A 12,306-nucleotide genomic window follows, 5' to 3' on the forward strand; every position below is an offset into this window, starting at 1 on the left:
CCGTGGCACGACAGCACGTTTCCGGCTTCGAGGTACTCGGTATGTCCGAGGACCCGACGCCCGGGGATCCCGACGAGATAGGCCGCTTGGCGGGCCGCTATCGCGACATCGGCGAGAAGGCCGAGGTCGCGGCCCGGCATCTGAGCGAGGGCGGCGCGGTGGAGAAGGGCACCGGCGACGCCATGACCGCGCTGCAGAACAAACTCCAGGACCTGCCCGGCAAGATGCGCAGGACCCAGAAGTCCTTCCTCACCGCGGCCGAGGCGTACAAGACCTACGCCGCCGCGTTGACGGAGAGCCAGGCGATGGTCGACCGGGCGATGAACGAGGCGCAGGCGGTCGCGAACACCGCGAACCGCGTGCTCCCGGAGCTGCCCACGGACCCCACCCCGGAGCAGCGGACGGCCGCGACACAGCAGCGGGACCGGGTGGCCGCCGCCCAGGACGAGCTCAACTCGGCGAAACGACTCGCCGAAGACGCCCGTGCTCTGCGCCAGGCGGCTTCGTCCAGGGCCGAGGACACACTTGACGAAGCCGCCGGCGCGGCCATCCCGGAGCGTGACTTCTTCAAGAAGGTCGCCGACTTCTTCCAGGACTTCCCGTTCGTCCAGATCCTGCTGTCCATCGTCATCGCGGTGACGTCGATCTTCTTCCCCGTGGTCGGGTTCCTGCTGGGGCTCGGGACGTTCATCTTCAATCAGATCGTCGCGGGGCAGACCGGCGCTCTCAAGCTCGGCGACCTCCTCATCGGGCTCGTCGCCCTGATACCGGGCGCCGCCGTGTTCAAGGTGGGGGGCGCCGCGCTGACCCGGGTGGCACCGGCGCTGAGCAAGCAGCTCGGCGGCCTCGTCACCCGGGCCGGCGGCTCGTTCACGCGGTTCAAGGAAGCCTTCGCCGCGACGCGCGTCGGCGGGGCCCTGCTGGGCAGCGCCACGGTACGGATCGGAGGGGAGGTCGTCGGGAAGTTCGCGGTGGGGGTTGTCACCGAGGTCGTGGTCAAGGCTGCCAACCGCGACAAGATCACCGCGGGCAACGTCCTGGCCGGCGCCGCGGCGAGTGCGGGGCTCGGGGGCCTCATCCGGGGAGGCGGCGCGCTACGGAACCGGGGTGGCCGGCCGGCTCCCGGCGCGACGGCGCCGGACGCTCCCTCGGCTGCACCCCCTGCCACTCCTCCGGCCACTCCCCCGGTGGCGGTCCCGCCCGTGACTCCGCGAACGACTCCCCGTCCCCTGGACACCGTGCCTGCCGCCCCGGCCGGGCCTGCTCCCAAGCTTTCGCTCGGAGAGCGCTTCAAGGCCGGACTCAAGGACCAGGCCGCGGAACTCGTCCCGGCCGGTGCCGAATCGGCCGCGAAGGTGGGCGTGGCGGTCGGTGAGGGGACGCCGTTGAACGAGGCTTTGGCGGGCGAAGCGGCCAATCTCGTTCCGAAGTCGCCCGGCCCTGCGGCCCACAGAGGGCTGGAGGCGCGAGCGGACCGGCTCCTAGGTGGAAGGACTCCGTCCGAGCCCGGACCGTCCGTGCCGTCCTCACCGCCCCCGGCGGCCCCTCCGCCCCCGCCGGCCTCACCGCTCCCGCCGTCCCCGCCGCCGAGCCCGCGGCCCTCGGTGAGCGACGGTGGTCTCCCGACCGACCGGCCCGCTTCTCCGGACGGGTTCGCCACCGCTCCTTCGTCGCCGACCAAGGACGGGTTCGTCACGGCGCCCTCCTCGCCGACCACGGACGGGTTCACCACCGCGCCCTCCTCGCCGACCACGGACAGGTTCACCACCCCTCCCCCCTCCCCGACCGACGACGGATTCACCACCGCGCCCTCCTCCCCCGTCACGGACTCGCCCGTCACCGACCGGCCGGAACCGTCCGACGCCTGAGCCACCGGGCACGGGGCGCAAGGCACAGGACGCACGACGCAGACGCAGGACGCACGACCAAAAGTTTCCGCCCACTCCCTGGGCGGTTTTCCCACCCACACGCAAGGAGCACTCCCATGCCCAACTTCGCCGTCAACTCGGACGAGACCGCTGCCGCCTCGGCCTCCCTCCTCAACGACTTCTCCTCGCTGCAGGACAAGCTGACCGAGGTGCGCGGCAAGATCACCCAGCTGCTGTCCCAGGGCTACAGCACTCCTGCCGCACAGCAGAAGTTCCAGCCCTTCTTCGACGAGTTCGCCAAGGGCTTCGAGCAGGTGAACCAGGGACTGCAGGGGATCAGCCAGTACGTCAAGGCCGTCGGCGACGCCTTCTCGCAGACCGACGAGCAGCTCGGTTCCAACCTCGGCTGACGTCTGGCGCGACCCAGCAACTCCCTGCCCCAGTAAGCCCGTAACCCTGTAATCCGGTTCGCACCCCCGGCTCCCCGTCGCCCCGTCGTCACCCCCATGTGGAAGGACATCGATCACCGTGCGATTTAACGTCAGCGTCCGTGACCCCCAGGACGAGGGGGTGTCCATCCCTGTCGTCGTCGACACCGAACCCTCCGCCCGGACGGGCCGGCTCGCGGCGGAACTCGCCCGTGCGGTCGAGCAGGACGGTGTCGGCGGAGAGCGGGACACCGGCCCCACCCTCTACGTGGGGGCCGAACCGGTCGACCCGGACCTGACCCTGCAGGCCGCGGGGATACGCGACGGCATGGACCTCGGTCTCGGCGCGCCCCTTCCCTGGGCGCCCGAGCCCGAGGGCATGACGGAACTGCGCCTGGTCTCGGGGCCGGGGGCAGGCACCGTCTTCCGTCTGACGCCGGGCGAGTACGACCTCGGCAGCGCGCCGAACTGCCGTATCCGGCTGGCTTCCTCGGTGCCCGCCTTCGCCGCCCGGGTCCAGGTCCGGGTGGACGGCACCGCGTTCGTGTCCCCCGGTGACGCCGCACAGCTGGACGGCCGACCGCTGAGCGACGAGGCGGCCTGGCTGGCCGGCAGCCAACTGGCCGTCGGGGACGTCCTTCTGGAACTGAGTTCGAGGACATCGGCCAAGGCGCCGCTGACCCCGTCCGACGACGGGCTCGGGCTGGAGTTCAACCGGCCTCCCCGCTTCCTGCCCACGCTCGGCAACCCCCGTTTCCGCCTGCCCTCACCACCCGTCAAACCCGACAAGCGCCCGATCCCCCTGCTGCCGATCCTGCTGCTGCCCGCGGGAAGCGCGGTCATCGCCATCTTCGTCACGGGGCGCTGGACCTTCGTCTTCCTGGCGCTGCTGTCACCGATCGCCGCCCTGGTCACCCAGTTCGGCGGCCGCAAGCAGGCGATGCTCAAGTACCAGGAGCAGTTCGCGGAACACCGGCGCACGATGGACCGACTGCGTTCGGACATCGAGGACGCCGTACGGGAGGAACAGCGCAGCCTCAGGGCGGCGCACCCGGATCCGGCCGCACTGCTCCAGATGGCCTCCCAGCCCTCGGAACGGCTGTGGGAACGGCGTTGGCAGGACACGGACTTCCTCACCCTGCGCGTGGGTACCGCCGACATCCCCTCCTCCGTGAGCGTGGAGGATCCGACACAGGACGAACACCGCCGCACGACGGTGCCCGGCCTCAACCAGGTGCCGGTCACCGTGCCCCTGAGACGTGCCGGAGTGGCGGGCATCGCCGGTCCGGGCGCCGGCGGGCTCGCCGGCTGGCTGGCGGCCCAGGCCGCGAGCCTGCACAGCCCGGCGGATCTGCGGATCGTCGTGCTGGCCGGCCCCGACGCCGAGCGCGACTGGGCCTGGACACGCTGGCTGCCGCACTGCCGACCGCAGTCCGAGGACACGTACGTGCTGGTGGGATCCACCGCCGACTCGCTGGCCCGGCGCATCGGCGAGCTCGGCCAGATCGTCGCGTCCCGTCTCGCCGCCGGGCCCGAACTGCAGCGGGGCGGGGTGGCGGGACAGCCCGACATCCTGGTGATCCTGGATCAGGCCCGCCGGGCCCGCTCCCTGCCGGGCGTGGTCGCTCTCCTGCGCGACGGCCCGTCGGTCGGGGTGCACACGATCTGCATGGATCGGGAGGAGCGTCTGCTGCCCGAGGAGTGCGGAGCCGTCGTGGTGCTGCCCACCGGGACCGATGCCGGTTCCCGGGTGCGCACCGGCGGGGGCGCGGCACTGGAGGGCGTACGTACCGACGTTCCCGATCCCGGCTGGTACGACCGGCTGGGGCGGGTCCTGGCGCCGTTGCGGGGTGTGGGCGACTCGGACGAGAGCGTGCTTCCGGGCGCCGTCCGGCTGCTCGATCTGCTCGGCCTCGAACCGCCGACGGCGGAGGCCGTGGTCGCCGGCTGGGCGCTGTCGGGACGCAGCACCCGTGCGGTCATGGGCACCGGATACGACGGCGACTTCGCCGTGGACCTGGTGCGGGACGGCCCGCACGGTCTGGTGGCGGGCACCACCGGTTCGGGCAAGTCGGAGCTGCTGCAGACCCTCATCGCCACGCTCGCCGTCGTCAACCGGCCCGACGAGATGACGTTCGTCCTCGTGGACTACAAGGGCGGCAGCGCGTTCGCCGAGTGCGCGGAGCTGCCCCACACCGTCGGCATGGTGACCGACCTGGACACCCACCTGGTCGAACGGGCGCTGGTGTCGCTGGGGGCGGAGCTGCGCCGCCGGGAGGCGATCCTGTCGGAGGCGGCGGCGAAGGACATCGAGGACTACCTCGACAAGCGGGCCAGGGGCGGGGACGTGCTGCCGCCCCTGCCGCGACTGCTGCTCGTGATCGACGAGTTCGCCTCCATGGCGCGCGAACTCCCCGACTTCATCTCGGGGCTGGTCAACATCGCCCAGCGGGGACGGTCCCTGGGCATCCATCTGATCCTGGCCACGCAGCGGCCCAGCGGTGCCGTCACCGCCGACATCCGGGCCAACACCAATCTGCGGATCGCGCTGCGCACCACGGACACCGGGGAGAGCCGGGACATCATCGACGCCCCCGAGGCGGGTGAGATCTCCTCCGCGACGCCCGGGCGCGCCTATGCCCGGCTGGGTCCCTCGGCGCTGCTGCCGTTCCAGGCGGCCCGGGTGGGCGGCCGGAGTCCCGCGGCGGCAGCGGTGGCGGACACCGAGGTACCGGTGCGGGCCCGCACGCTGAGCTGGCAGGAGCTGGGCGGGCCGGTGATCCGTACCGCCGGCTCCTCCGGCTCCGCCGCCGGGAACGTCTCCGCCGTCACGGATCTCTCCACGCTGACCTCGGCCATCGCCGCGGCGGCCCGTCTCGCGGAGGTGGCACGGCAGCCCAGCCCCTGGCTGCCCGCGCTACCGGACGTCCTCGCCTGGACACCCGCGCAGTCCCCCAAGCCGGTCGCCGACCGCGAGGCGTCGCTGCCCGCCGTCGCCTACGGTCTGGTGGACCTGCCGGCCGAACAGAGCCGTACGCCGCTGGTGTTCGACCTCGACCGGGCGGGCCACCTGCACATCGTCGGCTCCGCCCGCAGCGGTCGCTCGCAGGCGCTGCGTACGCTGTCGGCGGCGCTGGCCCAGGCGCACGGGGTGGAGGACGTGCACCTGTACGGCATCGACTGCGGCAACGGCGCGCTGAACGCGTTGACCGCGCTGCCGCACTGTGGCGCCGTGGTGGACCGCAAGCAGACCGAGCGGCTCAACCGCCTGCTCGACCGGCTCGTCGCCGAACTCACCTCGCGTCAGACGCTGTTGGGGGCGCGCGGGACCGCCGACCTCGCCGAGTTGCGGAGCATAGCGTCCGCGGACGAACGGCTGCCGCACATCGTGGTGCTGGTGGACCGGTTCGAGGTCTTCGAGCGCGAGTTCGCCACGTTCGACAACGGCAGCTTCCTGGAGCGCATGCTCAAGCTCCTCAGGGACGGAGCGGGCGCCGGCATCCATGTGGTGCCGGCCGGTGACCGGGTGCTGGGCAGCGGCCGTTTCGCCGGGACGACCGAGGACAAGCTCGTCCTGCGGCTCAACGACCGCTCGGACTACGGCACGGTGGGCATTCCGTCCCGGTCGGCGCCCACGGATCCGGCGCCGGGCAGGGCGCTGCGGGCCCAGGATCTGAGCGAGGCGCAGATCGCCGTGCTGTCGACGGACCTGGCCGGCACCGCGCAGGCCCAGGTGCTCACGGAGCTGGGCGCTTCGCTGGCGCTGCGGGAGGCGGAGGTTCCCGACACCCGGCGCCCGCCGCGGCTGGACGTACTGCCCGATCGCATCTCGTACGCCGACGCGGCGGCGCTGCACACCGCGGGAGGTCCGCTGCGTCCGCTGGTCGCGGTCGGCGGGGACACCCTCGTCTCGCTGGGGCCCGATCTGGCGGACGTGCCCACGTTCGCCGTCGCCGGCCCGCCGCGCACCGGCCGCAGCACCGCTCTGCTGAGCGTGGCGTGTTCCGTCCTGGCGGCCGGCGGCGGTGTCATCGTGCTCGCTCCGCGCAGGTCACCGTTGCGTGAGCTGGCGGGGCGGCCGGGTGTCGTCGCCGTTCTCACCGAGGCGGACGTGTCGACCGCCGTGTTCCGCGAGACGCTCGGAAGTGTCCCTCAGGAGACCGCGGTGATCCTGGTGGACGACGCCGAACTGTTCATGGGAGCGGAGATCGACCCCGATCTGGCGCTGCTGGCGCGTGGCGGAGCGGGGGCCGGCTGGGGGCTCGTGGTGGCGGGCAACGCCGAATCCCTGTCCCTGAGTCTCGCCGGCTGGGTGGGGCAGGTGAAGCGGAACAGGTCCGGCATGCTGCTCTCCCCGCAGAGTCTGGGCGACGGCGATGTCGTGGGCGTCCGGCTCACCCGGGGGCTCGTCGGCGGTGCTCCGCAGCCGGGACGCGGGCTGCTCCACCTCGGGGACGGCACTCTGACCGCGGTACAGGTTCCGGCCGCACGTCCCGAGGACTGACGCGGACGGAGTGCGGCGTCGCGAGGAGGGGGCGGAGGCCGGTCGGCCTCCGCCCCCTGCTCATACGCCCTCCGTGGCGCTCACATAGCGGAACGTGTGGGTGATGGCGTCGAAGAGGTCGTACACATCCGCCTTGAGGGGCAGGTTGGGGCTGCTGCAGGACACCAACAGGTAGTTCCTGGGCGCGGTGGGCACCGGGATCACCGTGTGCATGGTGAGGACCTTCGTCTTGACGTCGGCGGTCAGGGACACCTCCTCCACCGCTGTCACCCGTGCCGCCGTCCCCACCTCGGGGATCTCGACCGAGGTGACGACCCGGTTCGACAGCGCCCTCCCCTTGGCGGCCTGTCCGCCCAACTGGGCGGACAGGGTGGCCAGGTTCAGCTCCCGGCCCGCGGGGGCACTCACGGCGAAGACCATGACGTTGGCCATGAACACGCCCTCGTCGAAGAGGGTGACCGTGCCGGCTCCGTAGAGCGCGCCGTGTTTCCGTGCGGCGCGCACCAGTTCGCGGCCCTGCCGGAACATGTCGTTGACGGCCGCCTTCTGCCGGGGGTCGTCCGTGCGCGCCAGCGCGGCGGCGCGCAGCCCGGCCAGTGACTCCCCGCTGAGGTCCGCGTCCGGCCAGGACTCGGGTACCTGGAGGACGAAGCGGTCAGGGGCGTTCATCGGGGTGCTCCGAGGTTCGCGGCGGCGTCGTTGTCCGTCCGGGTGAACTGGTCGTTGATGTCCTCGGCGGCGTCCCTGATGCCCTTCGCCTCCCGGCGGACCTGGGTACGGCCGTCGCCCCACCGGTTCTCGAAGTTGCGCGCCGCGTCGACGAGCGGGTAGCCCAGCGCGCGCTCGAAGTCGATGCCGGCGTTGCCGGTGTCGATGTTGTCCATGACGATGCCGAGGGACCGACGGACCTCGTCGAGTTCCGTGCCGGGTATGAAAATGTCAGCCATCACAGTCCTGCCGCTGATCGGGTCGCATGCTCTGCCTCGCCGGGAACACGATGTGGAGCCCCCGAACGTTCGGCACGGATGTAGTGAACCTTTCGGCCGTCCGTCTCGTGATGGCGATGTGATTCTCAACAGCACCTCGACACACGGCCCGTTCACCCGGGCCGCACTCACCACTCTCGTCCTGTGCGGACTGTCGCTGGCCACCGGCTGCGGCAAGACCGTCTCGGTGGGCAACTCCTCGGACGCTTCCGCGGCCGCCCCGTCCCGGCAGGAGTCCTCGGCACCTCCGGCCGGTCAGCAGTCGTCGAACCCCCCGGCCGCCGGTCAGCAGTCCTCGAACCCCCCGGCCGCCGGCAACACCGGCTTGCAGGTCGTGGACAGCGCTGCCGCGGACAACGGTCTCAAGGGGACGGGCGGCACGGTCACCGGCAAGGTGGTCCAGGAGGCGCCGCCGAAGTGGGTGCAACTGGCCGCGGTGCGGTCGCCCGCGCTCGGCACCCATCTGATCAACATCAACCAGGCGACCCTGTACCGGTTCGACAAGGACTCCGCCGAACCGTCCACGTCGACGTGCGCCGGCGAGTGTGCCGTCACCTGGCCGCCCGTGACGATCGTGGAGGGCGGCAGCGTCTATCTGGCCGGAGTGGAGGAGAAGCAGGTGGGCGCGATCCGACGGGACGACGGATCGGTGCAGCTGACGGTCGGCGGCTGGCCCGTCTACCGCTACTCGGGCGACGGCAAGGCGGGGGACGCGAACGGTCAGGGCGTCGGCGGGACCTGGTTCGCGGTCGGTCCGACGGGGCAGAAATCCGTGTCGCCGTAAACGGAGATTCTGCGGAATTTGTTTTCTGCGCCCATTCTCTGGAGGTGCCCGGATGGTGGCTTCACATCCCCATGATCTGTTCGGCCGCGAGAAAGAGACCGGCTGTCTCCACGAAAAGATCGGGGCACTCCGGAACGGCGGCGGAGCGGTTCTCCTGCGCGGCGAACCCGGAATCGGCAAGACCGCCCTGCTGGAATGGGCCGCTTCGCACGCCTCGGAAAACGGTGTACGTGTCCTTGGGGCGGTCGGCGTGGAATCGGAGGCGCTTCTTCCTTTTGCCGGTCTGCATCAACTGGTCTATCCGGTCCGCTCTTTCGTCGCACGGTTGCCCGCAGCACGGCGCGATGTCCTGGAGGGTGCGCTCGGGGTGCGGGGCTCCACCGTCCCCAACGACCCTTTCCCGGTTGCTCTTTCCGCCCTCGATCTGCTGGCCCGCGCCGCCTCTCACTCCCCCGTGCTGCTGGTGATCGACGACGTCCACCGGTTCGACCGCGCCAGCGCGGAGGTCTTCGCCCTCCTCGCCCGACGGCTGGAGTCCGAGCCTGTCCTGCTCCTGGCGGCACTGCGCGACGGCTGTCCCTCACCGCTGGCCAAGACCGGCGTACCCGAGCTGGCGGTGGGTCCCCTCTCCGCCGAGGCCTCCGCCACCCTGGTCGACGTCCGGGCCCCGGAGCTGCCCTCCTCGACCCGGGCGGTGCTGCTGAGGGAAGCAGCGGGCCACCCCCTCGCGCTGACGGAGCTGGCCGCCACCGCGGCGGGCCCGGGGCCCGCCGGCCCGGCCGCAGGCCCCTGGACCCCCATGTCCCGGCGTCTCCAGGACGCCTTCACCGGCCGTCTGCACACACTTCCCTGCTCGACCCGTCGGCTGCTGGTGGTGGCCGCGTGCGACGACCGCTCCTCCCTCCCCGAGATCCTGCGCGCGGCCTCGCTCCAGGGTCCGGAGCGGGTCGTGGCGTCCGACCTGGCACCGGCGATCGCCGCGGGCCTGCTGGAAGCCGGCGACGGCACCGTCCGTTTCCGTCATCCGCTGATGCCGTCGGCGATCCGTCAGAGCACGCCCGCGGACCGGCGCCGGGCCGTGCATGCCGCGCTGGCCCACTGCGTCCCGGCGGGCTCCGACCGGCAGACCTGGCACGAGGCCGCGGCGACGACCCGGCCCGACGAGCACCTGGCCGTACGTCTCGACGAGGCCGCCCACCGGGCCCGTCGCCGCGGTGACGCCGACGCGTCGGTCAAGGCCCTGGAGCAGGCGGCCAGACTGAGCGGCGACACCGCGCGAGGGGGCGAACGGCTCCTGAGGGCCGCGGCCCAGGCCGTCGACGCCGGCCGACACCACCTCGTAGCCCGGCTGCTGGAGGCCGCGGAGCCCTGGGCCACGGCGCCCGGCCAACGTGCCCGCCTGCAGTGGATCAAGGGCAGCCCGGAGGACGGGATGCGGGACGTCTCCGAAGGGGCCGCCGCTCTGACACGGCTGGCCCGGACGGTTCTCGCGGAAGGCCAGGTCGATCTCGCCGTGAGCATCCTGGCCAGTGCCGCGCAGCGCTGCTTCTGGTCCGAACCGGGGCCGGCCGCACGGCACGGCATCGTCGCGCTCGCCGACGAACTGCCCTTGTCCGACACGGATCCGTCGCTGCTCTCGATCATCGCCCACGCCCAGCCCATCGACTGCGGCACACGGGTGGTGAGCGGTCTGAGGCGTGCCGCGGCGCAGGCCGCGGCCGATCCCCGGGCGGAACGTCTCCTCGGCGGTGCGGCCCTCATGGTCGGTGAGTTCGCTCTGGCGCGGACGCTGTCCAGGACGTCGGCACCGGGGCTGCGGGCGGAGGGACGTCTGGGACTCGCCGCCAGGGCGTGGGGGGTGCAGGCGTGGAGCGGGGCCCAGTCGGCGCAGCTCACGTCGACCGTTCCGGTCGCCGAGGAGGCGACACGGCTGGCCCGGGACACCGGCCAGACCTATCTCCACGCACTGGGTCTCGCGACCGAGGCCCGTGTCGCGGCGCTGCGGGGCCTGCCCGAACGCGCTCTCGAACTCGCGGGAGAGGCGGAGCGCATCGCCCTGCCGGTCGCGGCGCGGCCCGTGCTCGCGACCGTGCAACTGGCGCGCGGACTGGCCGCGATGGGGGCGGGCCGTTTCCACGAGGCGTACGGGCATCTTCGGCGGATGCACGACCCCGGGGACCCGGCTCACCAGACCGCCCTGCGCTGCTACGCGCTGATCGAGCTGACGGATGCCGCCGTACATTGCGGGGAGCGGGACTCGGCGCGTTCTGTGGTCGACGAGATGGCGCGGGCCGCCTCCCGTACGTCGTCCCCGGGGATGCGCCGCGGCCTGGCCTACGCCCGCGCGGCACTGGCGGACGACACGGACGCCGAGGGGCTCTTCCGCGCGGCGCTGGACGACGCCCCCCGCACCTGGGCCTTCGACCGCGCGCGCCTGCAACTGGCCTACGGGCAGTGGCTGCGGCGTCAGCGGCGGGCCATGGACTCCCGCGAGCAACTGCGCGCCGCCGAGGACGCGTTCGACGCGCTGGGAACCGTTCCGTGGGCGAACCGGGCCCGACAGGAACTCCTGGCCTCCGGGGAATTCAGCAGACGCCGCGAACCGGCCGCCCGAGACCGTCTGACGCGGCAGGAGTCGCAGGTCGCGCGAATGGCGGCCGAGGGACTCACCAATCGGGAGATCGCAGAACGGCTGTATCTCTCCCCCCGCACCGTGAGCACGCATCTGCACCGCGTTTTCCCGAAACTGGGTATCTCGTCACGGGCCGCACTGGCTTCCGTATTTCCCGAGCGGAGAGCGGAATACCACGACGCTTCAAGATGACCGTCAGAAGTGAGCGTCATCTGACGTACGCGACGGACACCCGCCCGGCCCTAGCGTATTTCCCATGGGACAGATGAGCTTCGGAGTACTGGGAGCGTTGCAGGTACGACGTGACGGCGTGGCCCTGGCCGCGGGGCCACCGCGGCAGCGGTCCCTGCTGGCGCTGCTGCTCGCGCGCGCGGGTGAGGCGACCGCCCTGCACGAGGTGGTGGACGTGCTCTGGGGCGAAGCGCCGCCGCCGAGCGCGGTCAATCTGATCCGGCGGTACGTCGGTGAGCTGCGCAGGGTCCTCGAACCGGAACTGCCGTCCCTGGCGGCCGGGCAGTGGCTGCTGGGGCAGGCCGGAACCTACCGGCTGGCCCTGCCGGACGGCCGCCTGGACCTGGTGACGTTCCGGCGGCTGAGGACCCGGGCCCGCGAGCACTGCCGTGAGGGGGATCACCGGCGGGGCGTCGAGACGTACGTCCACGGGCTGCGGCTGTGGCGCGGGCCCGCGGCGGCGGACATACCGGCCGAGATCAGGGGCCACCCCGTCTTCGGCGCGCTCGACCGGGAACGGCTGGCGACCGCCAAGGACGCGGCCGACGCGGCACTGCGGGGCGGCTGCGGCGCCCTGCTGGTGGACGAGCTGTACCGGGTCGCCGACCACCACCCGCTGGATGAATCGTTGCAGGCCAAGTTGATGACGGCTTTGTCGGCCACCGGGAACCGGGCGGAGGCGGTCGCCGTGTACAACGACGTCTCGACGCGACTGCGCGACGACCTGGGCATCGGTCCGGGCCCTCAGTTGCGTTCCGCGCTCCGGGACGCCGTAGCGCCGTCCGCCGGAGCCGGCGCCCCGGTCGTCCTCGCGCGGGAACGCGTCCAGGACGGACTGCGGACGCTGGAGCGCCCGTCGGTCACGACGTAGAC

General features: G+C 72.2%; 8 protein-coding genes. 6 read left to right on the forward strand and 2 right to left on the reverse strand.

From position 1 onward, the window contains the following. Positions 1-2: 2 nt before the first annotated feature. The 3 genes from J8N05_RS37710 (at position 3) to J8N05_RS37720 (ending at position 6,800) form a co-directional block, all read left to right on the forward strand. Positions 3-1,868 carry a hypothetical protein gene (locus tag J8N05_RS37710; protein WP_210891233.1) on the forward strand — a complete coding sequence of 622 codons (1,866 nt, stop codon included), beginning with the start codon at positions 3-5 and terminating at the stop codon, positions 1,866-1,868. 116 nt (positions 1,869-1,984) lie between these two features. Further along, positions 1,985-2,278: a WXG100 family type VII secretion target gene (locus tag J8N05_RS37715; protein ID WP_210891234.1), complete on the forward strand. Its 294-nt coding sequence runs from the start codon at positions 1,985-1,987 to the stop codon at positions 2,276-2,278. Positions 2,279-2,438: 160 nt separating this feature from the next. Continuing rightward, positions 2,439-6,800, forward strand: coding sequence for an FtsK/SpoIIIE domain-containing protein (locus J8N05_RS37720; RefSeq protein ID WP_247706851.1), 4,362 nt, complete (start codon positions 2,439-2,441; stop codon positions 6,798-6,800). Between the two features lie 60 nt (positions 6,801-6,860). Here the strand turns inward: J8N05_RS37720 and J8N05_RS37725 are convergent, their stop codons facing one another. Together J8N05_RS37725 and J8N05_RS37730 are read right to left on the reverse strand one after the other, a co-directional pair. Further along, positions 6,861-7,469: a hypothetical protein gene (locus J8N05_RS37725; protein WP_210891236.1), complete on the reverse strand. Its 609-nt coding sequence runs from the start codon at positions 7,467-7,469 to the stop codon at positions 6,861-6,863. Then, complete coding sequence (locus J8N05_RS37730; RefSeq protein WP_210891238.1) at positions 7,466-7,747, reverse strand: hypothetical protein; 282 nt, start codon at positions 7,745-7,747, stop codon at positions 7,466-7,468. The genes J8N05_RS37725 and J8N05_RS37730 overlap by 4 nt, the downstream gene beginning before the upstream one ends. Before the next feature lie 118 nt (positions 7,748-7,865). On the opposite strand from J8N05_RS37730, the gene J8N05_RS37735 reads away from it, so the two are divergent. The 3 genes from J8N05_RS37735 (at position 7,866) to J8N05_RS37745 (ending at position 12,304) form a co-directional block, all read left to right on the forward strand. Then, entirely contained in the window at positions 7,866-8,570 is a 705-nt protein-coding gene (locus tag J8N05_RS37735) for a hypothetical protein (protein ID WP_247706852.1), read from the forward strand. Positions 8,571-8,622: 52 nt separating this feature from the next. Beyond that, positions 8,623-11,394 carry an ATP-binding protein gene (locus tag J8N05_RS37740; protein WP_210891241.1) on the forward strand — a complete coding sequence of 924 codons (2,772 nt, stop codon included), beginning with the start codon at positions 8,623-8,625 and terminating at the stop codon, positions 11,392-11,394. Positions 11,395-11,458: 64 nt separating this feature from the next. Beyond that, on the forward strand, positions 11,459-12,304 hold the full coding sequence (locus tag J8N05_RS37745; RefSeq protein ID WP_210891243.1) for an AfsR/SARP family transcriptional regulator: 846 nt from the start codon (positions 11,459-11,461) through the stop codon (positions 12,302-12,304). The last annotated feature ends 2 nt before the right edge of the window (positions 12,305-12,306 follow it).

The sequence above is a fragment of the Streptomyces liliiviolaceus genome, from assembly GCF_018070025.1.
GTDB lineage: Bacteria > Actinomycetota > Actinomycetes > Streptomycetales > Streptomycetaceae > Streptomyces > Streptomyces liliiviolaceus.